Raw genomic sequence first — 25,052 nt, 5'->3', positions numbered from 1 at the left:
GCATCATTGATAAACCGTATAGCCTCCTGCCGGCATGAACGTTCATCACCTTGAGCTTTTCTACTATGTGGCACGTCACGGCGGTGTGAGCGCGGCGGCACGGGCCATGCCTTACGGCATCCAGCAGCCTGCCATCAGCGCGCAGATTCTGCAGCTGGAGGATGCGCTGGGCGTCACGCTCTATCAGCGGCGGCCGTTCCAGCTCACGCGCGAGGGACAGACGCTTTATGACTTCATCTCCCCATTTTTCGGCGGCCTGGGTGAGATGGCGGACCGCCTGCGCGGCGGCGGAGAAAACCGTCTGCGCATCGCTGCAGCGGAGGTGGTGCAGCGCGACTACCTGCCGGAGATCTTTGGCCGCATGCGTCGGCGGGTGAAGGGTTTTCACTTCACACTCACACACGGTCGGCAGCAGGAGATCGAGACCCTGCTGGCAGCACAGGAGGTCGACATTGGCTTTGGCACCCTGACGGAAAAGACCACAGCCAACATCGAATCCCGCGAGTTGCTTCGCCTGCCCATGGCCCTGCTGGTGCCAAAGCAGAGCGGGATCACTCGTGCCGCTCAAATCTTTGAAAAGGACCGCATCGACCTGCCGCTGGTGGCCATGGGTGCGCGGGATGTGGTGTCGCGCACTTTTCAAACAGCACTGCGCCAGCGCGGTCTTGAGTGGCTGCCAAGCCTGGAGGTGGGCAGCCTGGATCTGGTGCTGCGCTACGTCACAGAGGGCTTTGGGGCGGGCCTCGTGCTGCAGCATCCGCGCTTTGAACTGCCTGCAGAGCTGCAGCTTCTGGTGCTAGATGACTTTCCACCCCTGTGCTTTGGCGCGCTATGGACGGGCCGTCTTTCGCCGCTGGCGGAGGCCTTTCTGGCGGAAGCCACCGCGCTGGCAGGCGAATTCTCGAAGTAGAAAAACGGGGCCATGCACCTGCTGCAATAATAGGCTGAATAAGCTGTGGGCCTATTCGTCGGATAGGGAGACTATGAAAATCCGCCTGCTTTTTCTTTTTGCCTCAATCACTGCCGTCTCTCTGCCCTCCTGTGTGGACGGCCCTTATGTCTCCAGTTATGGCTACGGCTCCTCTTACGGGAGGCCCGGCTACTACGGCAGCAGTTATTACTCGCGCCCGGTGGGCTCATACAGCCGCTACCCCACACGTCCCTACACTAGCTACTCCGGCCCTTCTTCGGTCGTCTCATGGCATGGCGCGCCCTCGCATCATGCCAGCGGCAGGCACGTGCCGGCTCCCTCAGCCGGCCACTACCAGCACCATTCTGGCAGCCATTTGGGCAGCGGTTTTTCTTCCTTCGGCGGCAGCTCACATCATCATTCCGGCGGATCTTCAGCGGGTGGCAGCTTTGGCGGCAGCACGCATCACCACTCCGGTGGCGGCGCAGGGGCAGGGGGTTTTGGCGGGAGCTCGCATGGCAGGCATCATTCAGGGGGGGCTGCGTCCGGCGGCTCATCATCTGGCCACAGCAGCGGCAGTCATCATGGCGGAAGCCACCGAGGCATGCACTGATGCTGCGGAAAGCTGGACAAAACTGCGCCTGCAGCCTTCTTCCCGACGCAGTGCCCCCTACAGGCGGCTGCAGAGTTTAACAAAAACTTTTCAGCAGCTTGAACAGCTGTGGTATCTCGCGCCAGTAGAGCCAGCGGCTCGCCATCCAGGATAGGCGCCTGATCTGCCTGCCTCGGATGGTGTGGGTAGGCGTGCTGCCGGAGACAATATTCTGCCCCCCTGCCAGTCTCTCGTTTTCCCGAGCCTCAGCTCCGGTCACATACGCCATTTTGCGCGAGCCCTTGGTGTGGCTGTAGCCATGGTTTTGATGGATGGCAGTGAGCGTTCCCGTAACGTCGATGACAGGAATCTTCCGCAGTTTGGCATCGTGCAGCATCCAGTTGTCCCAATTGCCGCGCCCCACGGCAAAGGCGGGAATCGTTTCATAGACCAACCTCGAAAAAAGAAAGTAGTCTTTGCACCCCCGGTAGGCCAGAACACCACGCTGGGCGGCGTCCAGCCTCAGCTGCTGCTGCCAGCCTGCGCTCTCCATGGGAATCGTCTCGGTCACATCCAGATCCGTGCGTTTTCCGAAGATGAGAAACCGCTGATGCGCGGACTGCCGCACGATCTCCAGCGTAGTCCAGAGGTCATCCAGCAGGATGATATCTGCATTCACATAGACGAGAAATGGAGCTGTGCCGTGCTGGTGGGCTTCGGCAAATACGCCGTCCAGCAGCGGAGTGCCATGCTGATTGTATCGGATATGCGGCAGATGCACCGCCCCGACCTCCTGCGCCATCTCCCGCGTGCCATGCTCATCGCCAAACAGCAGGATCTGCACCTGCTCGCCCAGCTGCCGCCAGCTGCGCACGGCATTGCGCTGGATGCAGCCGATGTGTCCCTCAAAAGGTTTCGGCACGGCAAAGAGAGTCAGCCGGAGGGGCTCGCCAGGGGACATGAATCTGATAGGCGGCGTGGTTTACTCCCTGGGCAGGTGGCCAATGACACGCGGCTTGCCTGCACCTTCCCACAGCATCATGGCCAGGCCTTTTTCACCCTCCATGTCGCTCACGTAAAAAATGCGCGGCTTGCCATCCACTTCGGTGGCGCAGAAGCCGCTGGCAAACTCCATGTCCTCAGCAATGACTTCCGTCCGGGCCAAGGCGTGGGACATGACGGAGAGCTGGTCTTTTGTGCCTGGAGTATCCTGCGAGGCAGGCGTGTAGAGCGGCTTGGCGGGCAGAGGCAGCCGCAGCACGGTGGCCATGTGGCGTCCGCGCATCTGCACATAGAGCCAGCCCCCCGCAGGAGCCACGTGCTCCGCCCACAGACTGCCTCCGCTAGCTTCATCGGTATAGAGCGCAGCCAATGGAGCGATGCGTGCGCCCACCAGCGTTCCTAGGCGATCCATGCCGTTGTCTTCATTCGGCTGGAACCCGCCCTCCCACACATCGCCACGGCTGATGAAGAAAAGACGCCCGTCCGTGGAAAAGATGCCTCCTGTGACATCGCTGACCCTGCGGCAGAAGACAGATTGAAAGGCGTTTTTAGCACCCGGGCGACGTCCGTAGAAGGAGCCCAGGCTGCCCGCGTCTGCAGTCTCATTGCCGCTGACAAAAAGGCAGTCGGTGAAGGGGGTGCCAGGCACCGTGGAAACAAAAAGCTCCATGGCATTCATGGCAGGCGCGGTGGGGCAGACGTGCTTCACTGGTATGGCGGCTCCGGGCGTCCACACCCACACACCGTTCTTGGCCAGAAAGAGTGCCTCGCCCTCGCTGCCACAGGCCACGCTGTCGATGCTTTCATCCTTGAGCTCTGCCGGCAGCGGGGCTTGGGTGACTTTTCCAGTGGCTATTTCCACCTGCAGCAGACCCGAGATACCCCGCTCTCCCAAGCCAAGCGTCACGGTCTGGCCATCCTTGGAGAAGAATCCTTCGTTCGCCGCCGCCGGCAGCGACGACATGATAAGAGCGGAAGCACACGCCACCATGAGTGGAAACCGGATAATCTTCATGCGCATGGCTAGGACAGGCGGCAGGCATGTCAATCCTCATCATGCGATGAGAGCGGGAGAGAAAAACCTGAAATAAAACCGCCGCCCCTGCCTCGTATGAGTCGTTACACTTTCATACACCACCCAACCCCAGCCATGAAAAAAGCCATTCTTCTCGTCCTCGCGGCAGCCACTGGCCTCGCACTCGCCAGTGATTTCCCCAAAGGCAGCCCCGAATTCAAAGACAGCAGCGACTACGCCATGAGCGCCGCCAAAAAGTCCGGCAAGCCCGTCATCATGGTCTTCTCCGCAGCCTGGTGCGGCCCCTGCCAGTCCATGAAAAGGGAGGTCTATCCCAGTGAGGCGGTGAAGGCCTATCACGACAAATTCGTCTGGGCCTACATCGACATCGATGACGAGCGTAATGAGAAAGTCGCCACCAAGTACGGCGTCACCAGCATTCCGCACATCGAGTTTCTCACGCCTGAAGGCAAGGAGATCGACAAACAGATTGGCTCCAATTCACCAGAAGCGTTTGCCAAGACGCTCTCCAGCGTGCTGGCCAAAGCAAAGAAATAAAGCCGAAGCCTGCCACCTGAGACTGCGGAGCCGGGAAACATCCCGGCTCCAACATTATCGCTAGATCTGTGAATACGGTGCAGGCACCAGCACGATGTTGGTGATGCGGGAGACGATCTCCTTGTCCGTGAATCCGGGTGTGGTCTTGAGCTTGGTCCAGTCAGGGTCCATACGGAAGGTGCCCCAGGCTTTGTCCTTGGCCGCAGCATCGCTGAAGCTCAGCATGTAGGTCAGATTGGGCATGAGCGGCCCGACGATTGTCTCTCCAAAGAAGACGGCGTTCAGACCACTGCGCTTGAAGATCTCCAGCTCGCCGATGTTGAACATCTCGATCTTTTTCTTCGCGGTCTTCTCCGTGGGGCTTTCGTAGATGCGGAGCTGGTACACCTGGTCGCCCTTGGCGGGGACTTCCATGGCTGGCATGCCGGAGATGCCCTGCGTCAGCCAGCTTTCCACGCAGTCAAAGACGACATCCGTGGCAGGTGCATCGAGATGCGCTGCGCCCTGCTGCTGCAGCGCGGTGTCTGAGAGCAGTTCCACCGTTTTGGCCAGCTGGTCCAGCGTGCTGTAGCGCAGCACCACATATAGCACAGAGGCACCTTCCTGCTTTTCTGGCAGAAACACGCCCACATTCTTCACACCCAGGCGGTTGAGCGCGGGGATGGCGGCGTCCTTCAGGTAAGCTTCCAGCACGGCCTGCTTTTCCGGACTCTTGAGTGTGTATTTGCGAATTTCAAAGTACTCTCGAGCGCCAGCAGGTGCATCAGCGGCAGACAGGCTTTGAACAGCGCCGACCAGACCGGTGGCGGCTACGGTGGATTTAAGAAAGGAGCTTCGTGTCATGGGGGAGGGGAGTTGGTGGAACAGATCAGAAAGAGGAAAACGAGATCAACCAGCTTTCGCCAGCGCACCAGCCAGCGCGGCGTGGCATTTCTTCGCTGCAGCCACGGGGTCGTAGCCGGGCTTGCTGAAGATCTGGCCGCTGACCTCCACCACCACGGGTCCGTGGTAGCCGTGCTGCTTGAGCACCGTGAAGTACTTCACGTAATCGGTGCGGCCTTCGCCGGGCAGCAGGAACTGGAACTTGGCGGCATCTCCGCTCGCGTCTTTGACGTGGATGAACTTGGTGCGCGGCAGCAGGAGCTTCATGCTCTCCTCCATGTCGATGCCTTGCAGCTCAAAATGGCTGTAGTCATAGGTCACCTGGATGGCGGGAGACTTCACCTGATCCAGCAGCCAGAGCAGCCGCTCGGGCGAGTTCACCGCGCTGCCCACGTGGGCCTTGATGGCGATGGTGGTCTTCTCTTTCTCGGCCACTTCAGCCCAGGCATGCAGTTTCTCCACCATGCCGGCCTTCTGCTGCTCCCAGGTGGCCGGTTTGCCGCCGCAGACGGTTTCGATGATGGGCGGCTGCAAAGCGTTCATGTCACGCGCCACCTGCGCGGCATCGCGGATGGTCTGCAATGCCAGCGCATGGGCCTTGTCGTCGGCAGTCAGGCTGATGTTCACCATCAGGCAGGGCAGGTCCAGCTTCAGTGCCGCGAGCTGCTCCACAGCCAGCTTGCGCGCCTCGGCAGTGAAGACCTTGGGCTCGCTAGGAAAGCCTGCGTTCAGAGCCAGCTCCACATTCGAGTAGCCGATCTCGGCACACGTTTTAAGCGCGTCTGCCAGCGTCAACGTCTTCATGCCATACAGGCTGAATCCGAGACCGATGCCACTCGGTGCCGCCTGTGCGAGATGGGGCAATGTGGCAAACCCAAGTGCGGTGTGAAGAAAGTGGCGGCGTGTGGGCATGGAGAGCGGATGGTTGGAGAACGTATCGTAATGGGGCTCGTACCCAGCGCCTGCGCAAGCCCGGCTGTGTTTATGACGCATTATCCGCGCTTCCACACCACCCACAGCTCCGGCGGGGAAGCAGCACGGTTGATCGGGCGCAGATGCTGCACCTCGTAGCGGCGGGATTCCAACCCCGCAGCCCACGCGGCGATGCTGCGCCCCTCCTCGGCTCCGCCTTCATGCCCGGGATACACGGCGATGGTGAGCAGCCCTCCCGGCCGCAGCAGCTCCAGCGCCACCTGCACGGCGGTCATGGTGGTCTCAGTGCGGGTGATGAGCGTTTTGTCCGTACCGGGCAGGTAGCCGAGATTGAACATGATGGCGCTGATCTTTCCATGAAGCTCAGCCGGCACGTGCTCGCGCATGGTTTCATGCCCGGAGTGGATGAGGGTCGTCATCTCCGCAGGCACGCGTTTGGCGGTTTCCACCAGCGCGGCGGCCTGCACATCAAACGCATACACATGGCCGCCGGGGCTCACGCATTGCGTGAGGAAAAGAGTGTCATGGCCATTGCCCATCGTGGCATCCACCACCACGTCTCCGGGCTGCAGGCGGTCTTTGAGCATGAGTTGCGCCCACAGCACGGATGAGGGCAGGCCGCCATTCGGGCTGGCAAGGTGAGGTTTATGGGGAGCAGGTGTCATGTCGCAATCAGACGCATCCTTTGGAGCAGAAACCATGAGTTTGCATGCGGGATGTGACGATGGTGCTTCTCTCTCTTCGCGTGAGCATTGGACTTGCCGCCCCGCGTGGCGGATGAGGGGCGTATACCCTGCATGTCTGAGTCTGTGATTTCATCCTCTGTCTCCGCGCCCGGCCTGAGTGGCTGGAATCTGGAGCACACGTACGCCGAGCTCCCCGCGCTGTTCTACGAGCACCTGGACCCCACACCGGTGAAGGAGCCGCGCATGGTCGTGTTTAATCACGCGCTGGCGCAAACGCTCGGACTCAACGGCTCAGTGCTGGCAGAGCGTGCGGCGATCTTTGCAGGCAATGAGCTGCCGGAGGGTGCCAAGCCGCTGGCGCAGGCCTATGCGGGACACCAATATGGAAACTTTACCGGGCTGGGCGATGGCCGCGCCATCCTGCTGGGAGAGCAGGTGACGCCTGCAGGCGAGCGTTTTGACGTGCAGCTCAAAGGCTCAGGACCCACGCCCTTCTCACGCCGTGGAGACGGCCGTGCAGCGCTGGGACCGATGCTTCGCGAATACATCATCAGCGAAGCCATGCACGCGCTGGGCATTCCCACTACGCGCAGTCTCGCGGTGGCGGCTACGGGAGAGAAAGTCTGGCGTCAGGAGGTGCAGCCGGGAGCGGTGCTCACACGCATCGCCGCCAGTCACATCCGTGTGGGTACCTTTGAGTGGGCGGCGGCGCATCAGAACCACGAAGCTCTGAAGGCGCTGGCAGAGTACACTCTGAAGCGGCACTACCCGGACCGTGCAGAGACAAATGAACCCGGCCTGACCCTGCTGCGTGCGGTGATCGAGCGCCAGGCCGCACTCATCGCGCAATGGCAGTGCGTGGGCTTCATCCACGGTGTGATGAACACAGACAACGTGGCACTGAGCGGCGAGACGATCGACTATGGCCCTTGTGCCTTCATGGATGCCTTCGACCCCGCCACGGTGTTTAGCAGCATCGACCGCCACGGACGCTATGCCTACGGCAACCAGCCGCAGATGGCGCAGTGGAATCTGGCCCGCCTTGCCGAGGCTCTGCTGCCGCTGCTGCATGCCGATGAAAAGCAGGCCATAGAAGTGGCCAACGCGGAGATCTCAAGCTTCCGCACGCTCTTTGAGCAGCGATGGTTGGCTGGCATGCGCGCCAAGCTGGGTCTCTTCACCGAGGAGGTGGAGGATCGTGCGCTGATCGAGGGTCTGCTGACCTGGATGCGCGAGCAGAAGGCGGATTTTACCAATGCCTTCCGGAGCCTGAGCAGCACCGAGAAAAACCTGCCGCTGGAGGACGCCGCCTTCACCGCCTGGCACAAACAGTGGCAGGAGAGATTGGGCCGACAGCCCCAGTCTGCAGACGAGGTGCAGCAGTGCATGCAAGCGCACAATCCGGTTGTCATCCCGCGCAATCACAAGGTAGAGGAGGCGCTGGCAGCGGCCTCAGAGCGCGATGATCTGACTCCCATGCACCACTTGCTTGAGGTGCTGGCGCGGCCGTTTGATCACAGCCGCACGCTGCCCGCCGAGTACACCACTCCCTCAGGCGTTGGTCCCGGCGAGTATCAGACCTTCTGCGGCACCTGAACTGGCTCAAACGCACCTGCGAAAAAAGCACATGCCGCATGAGTGCATGCGGCATGTGAGATCGGACAGATCATGCCCCTAGTGCCGGGGATGATCTGCTTGCAGCCATTTGCATCAGTGGTGCCAGCCGTGGAAACCACCGCCATGATAGCCGCCGTGGAAACCACCCGTGTGGGCAAAGCCACCATGGTAGCCACCAAAGCCTGGCCGATAACCGCCGTAGGCAGGGCGGCCAAAGTAAGGCCCGCGATAGCCGCCGTAAGCGTAGCCAGGGCGGCCGTAGTAGTTGTTGTAGATGCCGTACCCGCCGTAGTAGCCCCACGGTCGGTAGTAGTTGTTGCTGTAGCCGTAGTAGCCCGGCACATAGCATGAGCTCAGAGAGGTGGCGGCAACCACAGCCGCCACGAGGAGGAGGAGTTTTGTTTTCATAACCACAGTGGGTTGTTATTTGAGTTGGACGCCCACCAGCCGCCCCTATTCAACAATATCCCCCCTCTCACTGTGGTATCCATATTCCAGTCTTCCCTTTAACTGTCCGTTATGTCAGCATCGAGTCTCCTATGAAGCACCTCCTTAGCCTCGCGTTTCTTTTCACCTGCCACTGTGCCGCTCTGGCACAGAAAAGCGGCCCCGTCATCTCCCCCGAAATCGCGGAGGATGGCAGCAGCGTGACCTTCCGCCTGCGTGCGCCCAAGGCTCAAAACGTGGCCGTGAGAGGCCAGTGGGACCGCAAGACCGTGGCCATGACCAAGGGCGAAGATGGCGTCTGGACTCTGGCGGTGCCCAGCGTGCCCGCAGGCGTCTGGGAGTACAGCCTGGTGATGGATGAGCTCAGCATGATCGACCCCGCCAACACGGCACAGAAGCCCCAGCGCAGCCCCACCTCCAGCATCCTGCACATTCCCGCCAGCCCGCCTGCGCCGTGGGATTTTCAGGAGGTGCCCCACGGCACCGTGCATCAGCACATCTACCTCTCCAAGGCACTCAAAAAACAACGCGGTGCCTGGGTGTACACCCCGCCCGGCTATGAGTCCGGTGCACCGAAAGAGTACCCGCTCTTTGTGCTGCAGCACGGCTCCGGCGACCGCCACGAGACCTGGGTGCAGCATGGCAAGGCACACTGGATTCTCGACAACCTCATCGCTGCAGGCAAAGCGCAGCCCATGATCATCCTCATGATCGACGGTCACCCGCTCGGCCAGGTGCCACGGGACATGGCCGACCGCCGCGCACTCTCTCTGGCCGCCTTCAAGGACGAACTCTTCACCGATGCCATCCCTCTGGTGGAAAGCCACTACCGTGTGTCCAAAGACCGTACGCAACGCGCCCTCGCCGGCCTCAGCATGGGCGGCTGGCAGGCCCTGAGCATCGGCATGACAAATCTCGACCGCTTTGCCTGGATCGGCTCCTTCAGCGGCGCAGTGGATGAAAACGAAATCAAGCCCGCTCTCAATGACGCCTCGGGCACGAATGCAAAACTGAAGCTGCTGTGGATCGCCTGCGGAGAAAAAGACTTCCTGCTGGAGCGCAATCATCAGCTCATCGACAAGCTCAAGTCCAGCGGCATCAACCACGAATGGCACGAGACCGCAGGAGATCATTCCTGGCCCGTGTGGCGTCAGTATCTCACCGACTTCACGCCGAAGCTGTTTCGGTAAAGAAAAGAGCCTTCCACCCTCATTGCGGCGAAGAACGCAGCATTCGCATCCAGGCACCTTTTAAACAAAATCTAGTCATGATCATGGCGGCCAAATTAACTTTGGTAATTGTAGGTGCCTTGTTTTCCACCCGACTGATCCATGGAGAGGATGCTCGCTTCAATGCTTATGCAAATCTCCAAACCGTCCTGGCGGATCGGTTAACAAACCTCCATCCCACACAAAGCGATTATAACATCTTTTTTAATCCAAGTGTAAAGCCTGCAACAAATGCACCGGCTGACGATTCTAAGGCTATTCGAACGGATTCCTCCTCGATGCGCACTGGTTTCCAAATTGACTTTCCAAAAGATTCGAAGGTCAGAGCCCTCGTCCTTTTTGAGTTTCACGAGTATGCTGATTCTCAGACTGCCCATGATGCGCTTTGGCATAGAATCTCCCGGACTTCAGTGATTGCCAGGACGCCGGGGCTGTTTTTTCAAAATCCTCGGGGATTCGACCTCCTGTGCATCAGAGGGTTTATGGTCTTTGGACTGACTGGCAGCAAGCTTATGCAGATTACGATCACATCAGCTCTTGATCATAAAGCGAAGTTAGCAGACGGGGAAATGTACCCTAACCCTGATCTAGAATGGTATGCGGGAATGGCCGACTTCATGATGGATGCCTGGAAAGAAGCACAGGGCCTGCCGAATAAAAAACGAGGGCTCGTGCCCGCTGAACCTGGCGTCATGCAAAGGCGCGAGAACCCGGAGGCTACGTGGGAAATCCTTGCCGCACCAGCATTTAAAAATAAGACTGCCACAGGTATTATGGGCAAAAAATAACCGGGGCAGACTTGGCTCTGACAATTTAGCATCACGCCGCCACCATCTCGGCCTGCGCAGGCATTCGAACCTCGAAGATCGTTTCGTCCTCCTTCGAGCTCACCAGACGAAGGTCGGCACCGTTGGCACGGGCGAGTTCGGTGGCGATGTTGAGGCCGAGACCGAAGCCGTCTTTTTGGCGTGTGTGGGCTTTGTCTCCACGGAAGAAGCGCTCAAAAAGACGCTGCTGATTTTCCGCAGGGATACCGGGGCCGGTGTTGAGAGCGGTGAAAACCATCATCCCATCCTGGCGTGAAAGGCTGAGTGAGACACTGCCGCCGGGGCGGTTGTACTTAACTGCATTGCTGAGCAGATTTTGAAATACCTGCTGCAGCAGCGCACGATCTGCATGCACCGAGATGCCGGGCTGGATGTGGTGCTCCAGCTTGAGCCCGGCCTGCTCGCACAAAATTTCTCCGTCCTCGATGAGGCGCTCAAGATCTGTGCTGAGGTCGTAGGTTTCTGGATGGGTGGGCAGACGGCCCGCGTCTGCCTGAGAGAGAAGCAGCAGGCTCTGGGTGATCTGCTTGAGGCGTGTGGCCTCCTGAAAGAGCGAGGTAAAGCGCTCGTGCTCAGTGCTGCCAGGGGTGGAATGGCGCACGGCATCGTCCAGATCCGCCAGCATGATGGCCAGCGGCGTCTTGAGCTCGTGGGAGGCGTCTGCCGTGAAGCGCACGGCCTGCTGAAAGCTGGCCTCCAGGCGCTGCATCATGCCATTGAGCACGTCAATGAGCTGGGCGAATTCGCGGTTGTCATCCTTTTGCAGCGGGATGCGTTCGGCGAGATCGCTGGCCGTGAGACGCTGTGCGGTCCCCACCACGCGCTCCAGCGGGCGCATGGCCTGCCTGGAGGTCCACAGTGCACCGAGGCCCGCCAGAGCCAGCCCCAGCGCACCGGCGCTCACGTACCACCATGCCATGCGGTTGATCTCAGCATAGACGTCGGTGAGAGAGAGGCCCACAAAGATGGTGTAGCTGGGGCTGCTGAAAGCGCCAAAACGCCAGTCGATGCCTCCGGAGCGAGCAGTAAAAGTGGTGGGCTCCCGCACCATGGGCATCTGCGGGCGGAAGGGCAGTTCGTCGTCCGGTGGTGGCGGCCGTCCGAGGTCATAGCCAGGGGTGCCAAGCAGCTCGTCAAACCCACCGCCACCGCGCGGCGGCGGGGGCTCGCGCCGCCTGCTCCCTGGAGGACCGGGCGGGCCACCTGCACCTCCAGGATGCGGCCCCTGCGGCGCACGCTGGATTTCCTCGGCCGTGGGAAAGCAGCTGCGGAAATACACATCCAGATCTTTCGGCGCATTGGGCGTTGCGAAAAGCGTCTTACCCTGCGCATGCTCCTGTACCACGAGGGCGGCATGCGTGGAATTACGGTCCGGGGAAGTGCCGAAGACAAGGTCGGCGATCATCTTGAATTGTGCATCTGTGGTGTAGGGGTCGATGCGGTTCCACACACGCTGAGCGGGGGCGATGATGCGGTCGTCCACGCTGCGCTCCAGCGTGCGGCTGGCATACCACCATGCAGCGGTGCCAAAGCCCGCCACCAAGGCGCCTGCGACGACGATGGTCTGCAGGGCCAGGCGGGTACGGAAGCTGCGGGTGTTGGCCGGGGCGCTCATGCCGGGAGGGGAAGGAGTATCTGCGGGGAGTTTCACCCGGCACGGCGCAGTGCGCACGAAGATAAATGCCAATTAATGTTCCGCCGCAGGCTGGCGTCATGCCGTGCGGCTCAAATGCTTCAAAGAAACAACCCACGCACGCCATGCACCTCGGAGAAGACCACGCTACCAGCAGCAGCTACACCACCGATACCTCCGCCCTCGCCGCCACCTCTCAGCTTTACCGCCGCCACTGGCCGGTGCTCTGCGCCTTTGCCAGGGCACGCGGCTGTGAGATGCACGACGCCGAGGACGCTGTGCAGGAGCTCTTTGCCAAACTGGTGGCCCAGGGCCAGCACGAGCGCGCCGCCGCCATTGTGGATCATGGAGAGCAGGCTGCCTTCCTGTTTGCACGACTGCGCACCCACCTCATCAAGCGGTGGCAGCACCGCACCCGGCAGCGTCGTGGTGGCGGTGCCGTGTGCTTTTCCCTCAGCGATGAAAATGGCGAAAACATCGACGTGGCAGACTCACATCCCGCACCGGACCACGAGATGGACCGCGACTGGGCCCGTGGCGCGATCGAGCGTGCGCTGCACTCCTGCTGTGCGGAGCTGCATGCCCAGGGGCATCCTGATGTGTGGAGCTGCCTGGAAGACCAGATCGTCAAAGGCTGCCGCGCAGCTCAGCCCATGAAAGGCTCCCTGCGCACCGCCCTGCATCGCGCCAAACGCCGCCTGCGTGCGCTCATTCTGGAGGAGCTGCAGGAAGACGAGCAGATGCTGCACGAAGTGCTGGCCTAGCTCGGCGTGTAAAAGTTTCGTCACACAGCGCAGCGTGGCCGGAAATATCTTCAAGGTTTCAAGTTCTGCCTGGGGATAGTGCTCCATGCTCCTGCCGTCCGGGGTTTCCGTCGGGAGTGCCGAATATTAAAGGTTCAGCCTATTCAGCATCAAAGTGGTGAACATTTGCCGCGCAGGGATGTCAGGTAGAGGGCACCGCCACCATGGTCCGCCCCTCTGTGATTGACGCCGTCGGGCCATTGCGGTTACTCTCGCCGCCCTCCCCCAAAAATCCTCCAAATCATGGTCTCCAGCATTCTCTCCCTCCGGGGTTTGCGCTTTCTCGTCATCAGCTTTCTGGCGCTTTTTTGCGCTTCGCCCTCTTTCGCAGGTGTGCCCAATGGCGCTCCAGCCGCACTCGGCGCAGCCGTCCAAGACAGTGCGAGTGTTGTCTATTTCAGCTTTGACGACAACTCCACCGATGAAACCGGTTTTGACTTTGCCTACACGGTAAACGGCAGTGGCACACAGCACTTTCAGGTGACCTCTACTACCAGCGCCAGTAAGGGTACTGTATACGTCGGACTCACGTTGTCGGCCGGCACCACATACACCTTCCAGGTATGCGCCTACGTCGGAGCCTTCAACGCAGGCAACAGCACCAGCTACACCAATACCATCACCGTCACGCCCGCATCCTTCAGCACGCCGGTGATCGCCACGACCACGATCACTAATGAATCCACCGTGCGCTTCGCGGTTGTGGACAACTCCTACTCCGAGGCGGGCTATTTCTACGAATACAACCCCGCCTCCACCGGTTTCGTCTCAGGAGGAAACACAGGTGCCAGCCTCTCCAATGTGAACTTCCCCGGCCTGGCTCCGGGCACGGCCTATCAGTTCCGCATTCGTGGCTTCCAGGGCACGTCCGCCAGTCCCACGGCCTACACTTCCTATTCCAACACGGTGTCTGTCACCACACCCTTCTTTGCGCCCACCGGCCTCACGGCCACCACCGCCTCTGAGAGCACGGTGAACCTGGCTTGGACGGACAACTCTGCCGCTGAGGGTGGCTATGCGGTCTATTACCGCAGCAGCGGAACAGGCAGCTATACCTTGCTTAACTACACGGCTGCAAACGCAACCTCGTATAGCGTAACTGGCCTCAACCCCGGCACCGCCTATGACTTCCAGGTGTATGCCGCCTATCAGAGCACCTCAGTCATCCTTTCCTCGGCCAGCAACACCGCTACAACAACCACCAAGGACGGCTTCACCAGTCGCACCTACCAGCCTATCACCTACAACCAGGCCTTCTCTTATCAAGCAACCGTCAGCACGGCATCCTCGCGCACTTCGTGGAGCATCACGGGCCTGCCCACCGGCCTCACTTTCAACAGCAGCACAGGGCTCGTCTCCGGCACACCAACGGTGACAGGCGTGTTCAGCTGCCCGATGACGGCCACGTTTAGCAGCGGATGGACCACCAATAACACGCTCAAACTTCGAATCATCCGAGCCCCTGCCGCGCCATTGACCGGCACCACTATCAGCAGCCAGACGCTGGCCAGCGGCGGCAACACCTCCATCTCCCTCACAGACAAATTTTCAGATCCCGACTCTGAATCCGCCGTGCGCCTCATCACCAACATGGGGAACATGGACTTCATTCTCTACAACACCGCCACACCGAACACGGTGACGAATTTCCTCAGCTACGTCAACAACGCCAGCTACAGCGGAAACTACAACGGGGCTGTGTTTCACCGCTCTGTGCCCGGATTCGTCATTCAAGGGGGGGGCTTCAAGGTACTGTCATCGCCAAACAATTTCACCTCCATTACCACGACCGCGTCTCCCACCAATGAGCCCGGCATCTCCAACCTGACAGGCACTGTGGCCATGGCCAAGCTGGGCTCTGACCCCAACAGCGCCACAGACCAGTTTTTTGTCAATCTGGCGGACAACAGCAGCAACCTGGACAACCAAAACGGTGGCTTCACCGTTTTTGCGCGTGTGGCTGGCAGCGGCATGACCACAGCCAACGCCATCGCAGCCCTGCCCACAGTAAGCAGCACGGTGAATGTGGACGGCACCGCCAACACCTCGCTGACCAACTGGCCGGTGACCAGTGGCTCCACGATGGATACGACAAAGATGGTCACCATCACCTCCGCTGCCCCCGTGGCCGTGCTGAGTTACAGTGTCACCGGCAACACCAACTCTTCAGCCGTCAGCGCCAGCATCAGCGGCACCAACCTGCAGATCAATGGCGTGGCTGGCGGTCAGAGCAATGTGACCGTCACCGCAACAGATCTGGATGGAAACACTGTGTCGCAGACTTTTGCAGTGACCGTGAATCAAGCCCCCTCCATTACCAGTGCAGCGCCTAGCGCCAATGGTGCAGTGGGCTCCGCTTATTCTTTCACCTATACTGCAACCGGCTATCCTGTGCCGACTTTCTCTGTCACGTCAGGAGCACTGCCAGCGGGACTGACCCTAAGCTCTGCAGGTGTCATCTCCGGCACCTGCAGCACCGCAGGCACCTACAGTGGAGTCGTAACAGCCACCAATAGCAACGGCACAACCACTCAGAGTTTTAGTATCACCGTGCCCAAACTCAGTGGCACTGTGAATTTAGGCGGTCTTTCCCCCACTTACGACGGCACCGCCAAGACCGCCACGTCCACCACCACACCTAGCGGCCTCACAGTCACCTATACCTACAACGGCTCTTCCACTGCTCCCACCAACGCCGGAACCTATACGGTGGTGGGGACCATCAATGACACCAACTACCAAGGCTCCGCCACCGGCAGCATGACCATCGCCAAAGCGACTGCAACAGTGAGCCTTGGCAGTCTTTCTCCAACCTACGACGGCACCGCCAAGAGTGTCACCTCCACGACAACACCCAACGGCCTCACGGTGACCTACACTTACAACGGCTCCTCCACTGCTCCCACCAACGCTGGCAGCTATCCTGTTGTCGCCACCATCAACGACACCAATTATCAGGGCACCGCCAACGGCACACTCACCATCTCCAAAGCCAGCGGTAGCATCAGTCTTGGCAGTCTTTCTCAGACCTACAACGGCACTGCCAGGACCGTCACCTCCACCACGACGCCTAATGGCCTTACGGTTACCTACACTTACAACGGCTCTTCCAGCGCACCCACCAACGCTGGCAGCTATCCTATTGTCGCCACGATCAACGACACCAACTATCAGGGCACCGCCAACGGCACCCTGAACGTAGCACAGGCCACCGCCAGTATCGCGCTCAGCGGCCTCACTCAAGTCTACGATGGCGCAGCCAAGCCCGTCACTGCGGTGACCACGCCTGTGGGGCTGACGGTCAACATCACCTACAACGGATCCTCCACCGCGCCCTCCGGCTTCGGCAGCTACACGGTGGCGGCCAGCATCTCCGACACCAACTACACCGGCACCCAGGGCGGCACACTCGTCATCCAGGGGCAGAGTTCCAGCAGCTGGAAGTCACAGCACTTCACCGCCGGCCAGATCTCCGCAGGTCTTTCCGCCGACAATGCAGACCCGGATGGCGATGGCGTGAAAAATCTGGCAGAGTACGCCATGGGCACTGATCCGCTGGCACGCAATACACCACCGCAGCCTACGGTGGATGCCAACGGACTCACGCTCATCTTCACCCGGCCCAAGGCCCTGCCGGACGTCACCTACTCTGCAGAGTCCACTGACTCATTCGGCAGCTGGAACCCAGTCACGCTGGAAGTCATCACAGACGGTCCTGTGCAGACCGTGCGCGCTCGCGATACCCTCAGCAGCGGCAATACCACCCGCCGCTTTATGCGCCTGATCTTCGGCACACCGTAATCATGGTTTGGGAGCAGCTGGCTCGTCAAGATACCGTCAACTCAACCACGACACCACGCGGCCCAGCCGGCCATCAAAACGTTGGATGAATTGATTCTGCGACGGCTCGAAGCATCGGGACGAGCCCTCTCCGCCATAGCGTATACTTTTTACCTGAAGATACCACGCTTCGGCTGGGACTCCTCGGGATGCAGCTTCTTGGCTTCTTCCGCACGCAGCCTTTCGGCGGTGTCCTTGTACCAGAGCGGGCCGTTGACCTTGAAGTTGTAAATCAGGTCGCGGAAGTCGGTCATGAGGCGCTCGTCGTTCATGAGCGCGCCCAGCAGACCCTTGCCGGTGGTGATGTTAGAGGCGGCCAGGGCAAAGCTGTCAGCGGCCTTCTTGATGGACTGCAGAGATTCATCCGCCGTGGTCATGACTTTGTCGGCCTTGGCGATGGCAGGGTCCAGCTTGTCTAACATGGGTCCGAGCTTGGCGGAGGATTCCTCCACGTTTTTGGCGGCCACCTTGAAGCTGGCTGCCGCGGCTTTGAAGTCTGCCAGAGCTGTCTTGAGAGCCAGGGAGTTTTCGTCTCCCAGCACTTTTTCATCCACCCGTTTGAGCGTGTTGTTCAGATGCTCGATGCCCTCTTTGAAGTGTTGGATCGTCGTGTCTGAGAGCGCTTCTTTGTTCACCTTGCCCATGGCGCCCTGGACATCCTTGAGTGCGGTGCGCACGTCATCCAGCACCACATCCACTTTTTTGCCCACCTTTTCAGCCTGGCTTTGCAGGTCGTTGAGACCACCGCCCTTTTCACCTTCGATGACCTTGTCGAGGTCATGCGGGAGGAAGGCGCTTGTCTGCTTGCCGGTGGGCTTGATCTCCACCAGCGCATCTCCCATCAGGCCTGCGGAGCCGATGGCAAAGGAGGCGTCCGCAGGGATCATCACGTCCTTGAAGAGCTCAAGATCCAGGATAACGCCGGTGAAGGTGTCATTGAGCTGCGGTTTCTTGTCCACCTTGCCCACGCGGGAGCCGCCGAGGAAGATCGGAGAGCCCTCCTTGATGCCGGCAGCGTTTGGAAACGCCACGCGAAGATGGTAGGTGTCCTTGAAGACCTCGCGCACACGCCCAAACATGAGGATGAGGCCGCCGAGCAGAAGAAGCCCGACGAACATGAAAAGCCCGACGAGCATTTCGGTTTTTTTGTCGCTGTCGATCATGAGATGATGAAGTGGAATGAGGATGAAGAAAGCTATGCGGCAGGTCAGCCGGTCACGTCAGAGCGGCCATTGATGAAGTCCTGCACGATCTGATCTTGGGAATCCCGCAGCTCCTGGGGCGTGCCGAGGAAGCGGATCTGGCCACGGTAGAGCATGGCCACACGGTTGGCGATCTTGAAGATGCTGCGCATGTCATGCGTGACGATGACGGAGGTCACTTTGTAGCGGCGCTGCATGCGCAGGATCATCTGGTCAATGATGTCCGAGCCGATAGGGTCGAGGCCCGAGTTGGGCTCGTCGTACAGGATGCACTCGCTGCGGTCGATGATGGCGCGGGCGATGCCGGTTCTCTTACGCATGCCACCAGAGAGACTGGTGGGGTATTTGAAGCGGTGCTCGTCCAAATCTACGGCCTGCAGCGCGGCCCGCACCCGGCGGTCGATCTCTTCACGGTCCCGGAGGCCATGCTCCAGCAGCGGGAAGGCCACGTTTTGCTCCACAGTCAGGTTGTCAAAGAGCGCGCCGCCCTGGAAAAGCATGCTGACCTTCTGACGAATGGGCGCCATCTCGCGCTCCTTGAGGCGATTCACGTGCATGCCGTCCACGTAGATATCTCCGCTGTCGGGCTTGAGAAGGCCGATGATGTGCTTGAGCGTGACGGTTTTGCCCTCGCCGCTGGGGCCGATGATGCAGAGTGTCTCCCCATGCTGCAGGGAGAGATTGACGTTGTCGAGCACCACCTGGCTGCCGAAACGCTTGCTGACATTGATCAGTTCAATGAAGGCACGTCCGCTTTCTGCGGGTGCAGGCTTCGTCATGTTGGAGGAGGATTCAGCCATGGGCTTAGACGGTCCCGATGGGAAAGACGTAGTTCAGCAGGATGGAAAGAAAGAAATTCACGATCAGCATCACCAGCGATGAGATCACCACAGCACGCGTGGTACCTGCGCCCACACCCACGGCACCATTTTCTGCATTCAGCCCCTGATGGCAGGAGATCAGAGTGATCAGCATGCCGAAGACAAAACCTTTGATCATGCCGATGCTGAGATCCTCCATGTTGGTGTGGTCGAGCATGTGGGTCAGATACCATGCCGAAGGCATGTCATAGCCAAAGCTCGTGACCAGATACGAGGCAAAGAGACCAAAGGAAATGCTCTCCGCCACCAGGAAGGGCATGGAGACCATCATGGCCAGAAAGCGCGGCAGCACCAAATAGTCCACCGGATGCACGCCCATGACGCGCAGTGCGTCCACCTGCTCCGTGACCTTCATGGTGCCGATATCGGCAGCCATCGCCGCACCCACACGGCCTGCCACCATCAGTCCGGCCAGCACTGGTCCCAGCTCACGGCACAGCGCCACAGACACCACGGCGCCCACCGTCGTCTCAAAGCCAAAATCTTTGAACTTGGCGTAGCTCTGAAACGTGAACACCGCCCCGGTGAAGGCGCCGGTCACTATCACCACCGCCTGGGAACCATAGCCGATGGAGACAATCTGCTGCGCCACCAGCCGCAGCCTCCAGACACCGGAGCGCACGGCAATCGACAGCTCCTTCATCAGTGAGGTGAGCTGCCCGAGATAGACCAGAAAATGTAAAAACGTGCGGCCCGCAAGGGTCAACGGGCCAGTGGGGAATTCCATTGCGCGCCATCATCGCATGTTGTGGCGTGAAGGCAAATCACGGTACACGCAGATAAAAAATGAAAAGCCCCGTCCGGATTTTTTCCAGACGGGGCGGGTGATTGAGCAATGCTGGGTAAAGCCGGAGCCTACTGCGGAGGAACGCGGAAGAGCTTGCCGGTGTAGGGGCACTTCACTTCCATACCGACAGGGAGGCCGGTTACGTCCACCAGCTGATGCTTGGCGGCATAGGGGCTGTTCACAAAACCGGGGCGGCCGGCGATGGCGGTACCATACGGCAGCTCAGGAGCGGCGGTGGTAGGTGCTGTGACGGGAGCCGGTGTGCTCGGGGCAGAAGGCGCGGGCTTGGTCATTGCGGCCACATTGGTGTTGGCTTCCACTGGAGGCGTGGTGCGTGGACGCTCTGGCTCAGCCGGAGTTTTCGGGCGGCTGGAGGCCACGCTGGTGGCGCTCACACTGCCAGGCACCAGGAAGGGACGCTGGGTATAGGGGCACACCACCTTGGAGCCCGCAGCCATGCCACGCACATCCACAAGACGCGGCGGATTGGTGAAGGGAGTGCGTACATAACCGGGAAGGTCTGGGACTGTCTGCGCCACGGGCATGGTGGAAGCATTCAGCATGGCCGGTGGGGGGGTGGCAGGGCGGTCAGGACCCACGACAGGAGCAGCAGGAGTCTGAGCAGGGGTGTTGCTCTGCACGACTACAGGAGTGCTGCGGTTTCCAGCACCCAGCGGGCGGCTCTCATTTCCCATGTAATAAGAGAAGAGACCCTGAGTCTGGATCTGCTGCCAGGCTTGGCGGGGCGGGACGGCACAGGAGGCCATCATAACCGCCGCAAGGCCAGTAGCGACGAGATGAACCGAAGTAAGAGGAGCTTTAGACATAGGCTTATCGGGCGGTTAATTTTTGAATTAGCATTCTCAATTTAACGATCTTTTTAAATTATGCAACAACAAGGATGGTAATGCTAAGTAACAATATCCACTTTTATTAAAACCACAATAATATCATGGACATGTTGATCATCTCCTGCTGATGTGGGCTTTTGTCTCTCATGCAGTGGCGCATCATCACCGTTGGAAAACCCGGCCATCCTTGGGTCAAGGAGGCCGTGGACCTCTATTGGAAGAGGCTGCAACACTACAGCCACTTTGAGCATATCATCATTAAAGAGGGGCCTCTCGAAAAAGTGGAGAAACAGATCGAGGCTGCCTGCGCAAGAGAGTTGTGCATTTTGCTGGACGAGCGAGGCAAGCAGCTGCGCAGTGTGGAAATGGCGCGCTGGATCCAGCAGGAAGAGGTCTCCGGACGTAAACGCGTCTGCCTCGTCATCGGCGGTGCTGACGGTCATTCGACCCAGTTACGCGCCAAGGCCCGCGTGTGCTGGTCTCTTTCCTCATTAACGATGCAGCACGACATCGCCTGGGTGATGTTGATGGAGCAGATTTATCGTGCCTACACCATTATCAAGGGAGAGCCTTATCATCGGGAATGAATATTCCGCCCAATTGCTCCCATTGCACTTCAGGCTATAATATTGCTGAATTGAGAATCAATTCTTCTGTTTTTCGCCTTGCTGATAACTTGGGAGGACTTAAATTTTAAATTTTCTCAACAAGTCTCGAAATGTCTTCCTCGGTCCTCAGAAATGTCATTCATCCCAAGGCGCAGGCAGCGCCTGCGGAGAAGACGCGCGATGAGTTCAAGGATCCTCCTACCACGAGATCGGCAGGAGGTGGGGAGCCCACCAAGAATGAATCCGAGGACATGGAGCTGGTGCTGGGTGTGCTGGTGGAAAACGCCCCGGTGGCCATGGCCATGTTTGACCGCAGCATGCGCTACATGCTGGCCAACCGGCAGTGGATCTCCGAATTTGGCCTGCAGCAGGTGCAGCCACTGGTGGGCAAGAGCCAGTATGAAATCTTTCCCGGCCTGCACCCAGGCTGGCGGCAGGTCTATGAGCGTGCGCTTCAGGGACACATCGTCCGCAGTGAGCACGACGCGCTCAGCGGCCCTGATGGACGCCATCTGGTGTACCGCTGGGAGGTGCGCCCCTGGCGCAAGAAGCGGGATGCCTCTGTAGGAGGCCTCATGGTCACCTGCGAGAAGTTCAGCTCACGCCAGCGTTCCGCCGAAGACGATTCCAAACTACCCTCCCACATCGAGGATCTGGAGGACACCCCACCTGAGGCGAAGGCCCCCGACGCCCTGGACTGCGCCATGCCCATGCTGGTGCTGAATGAAGACGGAGTCATCCTGCGCGCCAATGTGGCTGCAGCCCATCTGACCCTGGACAAAGGCATTCAGGAGGGCAGCACCTGCTTCTGGGAAATCTTCGGCCCGGGACGCGACCACGGTGCCCTGCGACTGCAAACACTGGAGGTGCTGACCAATGTGGCGCTCAGCCAGGAACCTACTCCCGGCTGCATCATCACCCGAAACGACTTTTCCGCAGAATATGGCGCGCCATCTCGCTGGCTGGTCTCAGCACTGGCCAGCAAAGGCGGAGAGAATGCGCCCCGGCAGTTCATGCTGATGGGTCTCTCCCCGCAGACGGCGCTGGAGGGCGGTCTGCTCTACAGTCCGCCTGAGCCGGTGATACCAGCTCCTGTCACACCGCCGCCGGCTTTCCTGGCCCAGCCAGCGCCCGCACCGGCTGTGGACGACGGTGCCTTGCAGCGCCTGGAGACGGAGCTCTCCCGTGCGCGCCAGGAACTGCGCACGCTCTCCGAGGCGCAGCAGACCTTTGCCCGTCGTGAGGGACGGCTGCGCAGTTACCTGGAGAGCATCCCCTGCGGAGTCTTTGTTCTGGATGAGCGCGGCACACCTGTGTTTCAAAACGAGCGCCTGGCCAAGCTGCTCGGCCGCCCGCTGGACCCCGAGCAAAATGTGGAAAGCTGGCTGGCGCATGGCTGCCCCACCGAAGAGCACCGCGCCCAGGTGGTCATGGCCTGGCGGGAGAGCGTGTGGCGCAGGCAGCTCACGCGTACCGTTTCTCTGGCTACGGCTGACGGCCTGCTCAAGGAGCTGGAATTTCATCCCGTCTCGCTGCCCAGCGGCGGACTGCTCGTGAGCATTCAGGACGCCACCGAGCACACACGTCATGAAGAGCAGCTGCGCAGCATGGAGGCCAAACTGCGCACGCTCATGCAGGGCAGCCCCGTGGCGCTGGTGATGACGGACAAGGCGGGCGTGATCTTTGAAGTCAACCAGCATGCCGAGGCGCTGCTGGGACAGGCCAAGTCGGAGCTGCGCCGCTACCCGCTGGATGCGTGGCTGGACCCTGAAAGCGCCACCGCACGGAGGGATGCGCTGCGCACCCTTCGCATCAGCGGCAGGCAGTCAGAATCCATCAGCGTGCAGATCAAGCGCCCAGGCGGCGGCTTCTCCCGCGCCATGCTGCACATCGCTGTGGTGCAGGATGCCCAGGGTGAGGCACACTGCACCATTCATTATCTGCAGGAACTGCCGGAGCATGGGGCCGCACCCGTGCCTTCCTTCCCTGCGGCACCGCCACTCACGCGACCTTTCCACGCTCCTTCCCAGCCCATCAGCCACATCTTGCTGACTACCGATGCCAACGGCAGGGTGCGCAGCTGGACGGAGCATGCGCAGCATGTCTTTGGTATCGAGGCCGCCGCAGCCATCGGCCGCCCGCTGCACCAGTTCTTCCGTCCTTCGGACGCCACCGGTTTCTTCACCGATCTGGCAGATCAGGCCGCACACCCAGACAATATCGTCAGGCGTCCGTTCTTTGGCGGCAATGGCAAGCGCGGCGAGGTGGAAACCACCGCGCGCGTGCTGGAGTTTGGCGGCATCGAGCTCTCCAGTCACAGCAGTCCTGCTGGCGATGCCCCAGGGGCGGCGCAGATGCAGACCGCACCTGCCGTCCATGCAGCCACGCCGGTGGCCTACCAGGTGGTGGCTCCCTCCAGCCAGCGCTGGCCGGTGGTGAATCTGGAGCGCGAGAAGCTCCTGCTCACCGAGACGCATCACCGCATCAAAAATCATCTTCAGATCATCTCCAGCCTGCTTAACATGCAGATCAATGGCGTGAGTGATCAGGATGCACGCAATGCCCTGCGCTCCAGCCAGAACCGAGTCCGCGCCATCGCCGCTCTGCACCAGCATCTCTATCAGGTGGCGCTGGGCAGAGGAGACACCTTCAACGACTTTGCCCGCGATCTCGTGGCGCATCTGCGCGAGTGCTATGAAATGAAGGAGGAGCAGATCAAGGTGAAGCTGCAGCTCCAGGAAGGCTCAGTGGAGCAGGAGTGGCTCATGCCTCTGGCGCTGACGCTGAATGAGGCTCTCTCCAACTGCTTTGAGCACGCCTACCCGCACGGTCGCAAAGGCCAGGTCAGCGCTGTGCTGAACTACAAACACGGCACTGGAGAGCTCGTCATCCTCGATGACGGCGTGGGCCTGCCGGCAGATTTTCATCCGGGAGAAGGCAGCGGCCTCGGCCTCAAGATCCTCGCCGTTTTTGCCGAGCAGATGCGCGGCCAGCTTTATGTGCGGGGGAATCCAGACCAAGGCACGGAGATCAAGCTGCGCTTCCCGATTTCCTCCACCGAGGGCTGATGCCAGATGTGCGATCTCCAATGGGGATGAACGCTGTCTACTAGACCAACAGACCGTTCCACATTGCTCTCAATATCATGCCAGGTTGCCCACGTGCGGCAGGTTCATTTTTTTATCTCACCAGAGAGAGCTCTCAAGACAGCATCTCTGTAGGAATCATCCTTCTCGTGAAACTCAACTGTCCGAGATTCAAGATCAATGTTCAAATAGTGTTCGGCATAGAACAGCTCGCTGGCCTCCTCCGAATCTTCCGTGGGCTCGAAGAACAGTTTGATCTTCGTCGCCCCCTTCTCGAGCGTGGCTGGGGTGCCCTCCAGGCTAATGGCGGTGAAAGTCACCTGTGGGGCCATGCTGGTGGGGCGCAGCTCACCGCCATACAAGTCTCCCAGCGCTACGACGAAGCAATCACTGGCCGCGCCCAGGCTTTCAAGGGTGATTGTGGCTTGATAAGTGGTTATGCCCGTATTCCCCAAGGTGCCTGGCTTCCACTCGGAAGGCAGCCGAACTCGAAAGCCGACCTCTGCGCCCTTGTATGTGCCACGAGCGGCGCAAGTCTGCGTGCCGTCTTCATTGCGTTCGTAGCTGGCTAGGCCGTGTTTGAAAACCCTCAAGAGCCATATCTGAGCCAGTCGATGACGGAGGCAAACTGAATGAGGGAGAGGAAGTGGCGAGCAAGCTTGT

21 protein-coding genes and 1 pseudogene are annotated in these 25,052 nt (G+C 60.0%); 10 read left to right on the top strand and 12 right to left on the bottom strand.

Annotation, left to right across the window (positions count from 1 at the left end; all coding sequences use genetic code 11):
- Nucleotides 1-34: 34 nt before the first annotated feature.
- Both HNQ65_RS10235 and HNQ65_RS10230 read left to right on the top strand, forming a co-directional pair.
- Nucleotides 35-910, top strand: coding sequence for a LysR family transcriptional regulator (locus HNQ65_RS10235; RefSeq protein WP_184339434.1), 876 nt, complete (start codon nt 35-37; stop codon nt 908-910).
- Nucleotides 911-983: 73 nt separating this feature from the next.
- Nucleotides 984-1,523, top strand: a complete 540-nt coding sequence (locus tag HNQ65_RS10230; RefSeq protein WP_184339433.1) for a hypothetical protein — start codon at nt 984-986, stop codon at nt 1,521-1,523.
- 76 nt (nt 1,524-1,599) lie between these two features.
- On the opposite strand, the gene HNQ65_RS10225 is transcribed toward HNQ65_RS10230, so the two are convergent.
- Nucleotides 1,600-2,463 carry a hypothetical protein gene (locus HNQ65_RS10225; RefSeq protein WP_184339432.1) on the bottom strand — a complete coding sequence of 288 codons (864 nt, stop codon included), beginning with the start codon at nt 2,461-2,463 and terminating at the stop codon, nt 1,600-1,602.
- A gap of 21 nt (nt 2,464-2,484) precedes the next feature.
- Nucleotides 2,485-3,468 carry a hypothetical protein gene (locus HNQ65_RS10220; protein ID WP_184339431.1) on the bottom strand — a complete coding sequence of 328 codons (984 nt, stop codon included), beginning with the start codon at nt 3,466-3,468 and terminating at the stop codon, nt 2,485-2,487.
- Between the two features lie 186 nt (nt 3,469-3,654).
- Between HNQ65_RS10220 and HNQ65_RS10215 the strand changes: the two genes are divergently transcribed.
- Nucleotides 3,655-4,077, top strand: coding sequence for a thioredoxin family protein (locus tag HNQ65_RS10215; RefSeq protein WP_184339430.1), 423 nt, complete (start codon nt 3,655-3,657; stop codon nt 4,075-4,077).
- Between the two features lie 60 nt (nt 4,078-4,137).
- Here the strand turns inward: HNQ65_RS10215 and HNQ65_RS10210 are convergent, their stop codons facing one another.
- The 3 genes from HNQ65_RS10210 to HNQ65_RS10200 form a co-directional block, all read right to left on the bottom strand.
- The gene (locus tag HNQ65_RS10210; protein ID WP_184339429.1) at nt 4,138-4,920 is read right to left on the bottom strand and encodes an NIPSNAP family protein; all 783 of its coding nucleotides are present in this window, start codon (nt 4,918-4,920) and stop codon (nt 4,138-4,140) included.
- A gap of 45 nt (nt 4,921-4,965) precedes the next feature.
- Nucleotides 4,966-5,871, bottom strand: a complete 906-nt coding sequence (locus tag HNQ65_RS10205) for a sugar phosphate isomerase/epimerase family protein (protein ID WP_184339428.1) — start codon at nt 5,869-5,871, stop codon at nt 4,966-4,968.
- 80 nt (nt 5,872-5,951) lie between these two features.
- The gene (locus HNQ65_RS10200; RefSeq protein ID WP_221306115.1) at nt 5,952-6,557 is read right to left on the bottom strand and encodes a tRNA (mnm(5)s(2)U34)-methyltransferase; all 606 of its coding nucleotides are present in this window, start codon (nt 6,555-6,557) and stop codon (nt 5,952-5,954) included.
- A 132-nt stretch (nt 6,558-6,689) separates the two neighbouring features.
- Here HNQ65_RS10200 and HNQ65_RS10195 point away from each other — a divergent pair, with 132 nt between their 5' ends.
- A complete protein-coding gene (locus tag HNQ65_RS10195; RefSeq protein WP_184339427.1) occupies nt 6,690-8,174 on the top strand; it encodes a protein adenylyltransferase SelO in 1,485 nt (494 codons plus the stop codon).
- A 114-nt stretch (nt 8,175-8,288) separates the two neighbouring features.
- On the opposite strand, the gene HNQ65_RS10190 is transcribed toward HNQ65_RS10195, so the two are convergent.
- The gene (locus HNQ65_RS10190) at nt 8,289-8,603 is read right to left on the bottom strand and encodes a spore coat protein (RefSeq protein ID WP_184339426.1); all 315 of its coding nucleotides are present in this window, start codon (nt 8,601-8,603) and stop codon (nt 8,289-8,291) included.
- 131 nt (nt 8,604-8,734) lie between these two features.
- Here HNQ65_RS10190 and HNQ65_RS10185 point away from each other — a divergent pair, with 131 nt between their 5' ends.
- Together HNQ65_RS10185 and HNQ65_RS10180 are read left to right on the top strand one after the other, a co-directional pair.
- Entirely contained in the window at nt 8,735-9,832 is a 1,098-nt protein-coding gene (locus HNQ65_RS10185) for an alpha/beta hydrolase (RefSeq protein WP_184339425.1), read from the top strand.
- The gene (locus HNQ65_RS10180) at nt 9,751-10,659 is read left to right on the top strand and encodes a hypothetical protein (protein WP_184339849.1); all 909 of its coding nucleotides are present in this window, start codon (nt 9,751-9,753) and stop codon (nt 10,657-10,659) included. Before HNQ65_RS10185 ends, HNQ65_RS10180 begins: the two co-directional genes overlap by 82 nt.
- A 31-nt stretch (nt 10,660-10,690) precedes the next feature.
- Here the strand turns inward: HNQ65_RS10180 and HNQ65_RS10175 are convergent, their stop codons facing one another.
- Entirely contained in the window at nt 10,691-12,313 is a 1,623-nt protein-coding gene (locus HNQ65_RS10175; protein ID WP_184339424.1) for a sensor histidine kinase, read from the bottom strand.
- 143 nt (nt 12,314-12,456) lie between these two features.
- Here HNQ65_RS10175 and HNQ65_RS10170 point away from each other — a divergent pair, with 143 nt between their 5' ends.
- Together HNQ65_RS10170 and HNQ65_RS10165 are read left to right on the top strand one after the other, a co-directional pair.
- Nucleotides 12,457-13,095 carry an RNA polymerase sigma factor gene (locus HNQ65_RS10170; protein WP_184339423.1) on the top strand — a complete coding sequence of 213 codons (639 nt, stop codon included), beginning with the start codon at nt 12,457-12,459 and terminating at the stop codon, nt 13,093-13,095.
- 282 nt (nt 13,096-13,377) lie between these two features.
- Nucleotides 13,378-16,935, top strand: coding sequence for an MBG domain-containing protein (locus tag HNQ65_RS10165; protein WP_184339422.1), 3,558 nt, complete (start codon nt 13,378-13,380; stop codon nt 16,933-16,935).
- Between the two features lie 149 nt (nt 16,936-17,084).
- Here the strand turns inward: HNQ65_RS10165 and HNQ65_RS10160 are convergent, their stop codons facing one another.
- The 4 genes from HNQ65_RS10160 to HNQ65_RS10145 all read right to left on the bottom strand — a co-directional run bounded on the left by HNQ65_RS10160 (nt 17,085) and on the right by HNQ65_RS10145 (nt 20,671).
- Nucleotides 17,085-18,137 carry an MlaD family protein gene (locus HNQ65_RS10160; protein WP_184339421.1) on the bottom strand — a complete coding sequence of 351 codons (1,053 nt, stop codon included), beginning with the start codon at nt 18,135-18,137 and terminating at the stop codon, nt 17,085-17,087.
- 44 nt (nt 18,138-18,181) lie between these two features.
- Nucleotides 18,182-18,976: an ABC transporter ATP-binding protein gene (locus HNQ65_RS10155; RefSeq protein WP_246438082.1), complete on the bottom strand. Its 795-nt coding sequence runs from the start codon at nt 18,974-18,976 to the stop codon at nt 18,182-18,184.
- A gap of 4 nt (nt 18,977-18,980) precedes the next feature.
- On the bottom strand, nt 18,981-19,784 hold the full coding sequence (locus HNQ65_RS10150) for an MlaE family ABC transporter permease (RefSeq protein ID WP_184339420.1): 804 nt from the start codon (nt 19,782-19,784) through the stop codon (nt 18,981-18,983).
- A 128-nt stretch (nt 19,785-19,912) separates the two neighbouring features.
- Entirely contained in the window at nt 19,913-20,671 is a 759-nt protein-coding gene (locus tag HNQ65_RS10145; RefSeq protein WP_184339419.1) for a hypothetical protein, read from the bottom strand.
- A 170-nt stretch (nt 20,672-20,841) separates the two neighbouring features.
- Between HNQ65_RS10145 and HNQ65_RS10140 the strand changes: the two genes are divergently transcribed.
- Nucleotides 20,842-21,282 (top strand): 23S rRNA (pseudouridine(1915)-N(3))-methyltransferase RlmH, encoded by a 441-nt coding sequence (locus HNQ65_RS10140; RefSeq protein ID WP_184339418.1) that lies wholly within the window; start codon nt 20,842-20,844, stop codon nt 21,280-21,282.
- 131 nt (nt 21,283-21,413) lie between these two features.
- Entirely contained in the window at nt 21,414-24,371 is a 2,958-nt protein-coding gene (locus HNQ65_RS10135) for a PAS domain-containing protein (RefSeq protein WP_184339417.1), read from the top strand.
- A gap of 104 nt (nt 24,372-24,475) precedes the next feature.
- Here HNQ65_RS10135 and HNQ65_RS10130 read toward each other — a convergent pair.
- Nucleotides 24,476-25,052: pseudogene (locus tag HNQ65_RS10130) on the bottom strand (hypothetical protein); the annotation flags it as partial.

The organism is Prosthecobacter vanneervenii (assembly GCF_014203095.1).
Lineage (GTDB): Bacteria > Verrucomicrobiota > Verrucomicrobiia > Verrucomicrobiales > Verrucomicrobiaceae > Prosthecobacter > Prosthecobacter vanneervenii.
Note: the sequence above shows the minus strand (reverse complement) of the source record. Positions and strands in the feature narration are given on the sequence as shown.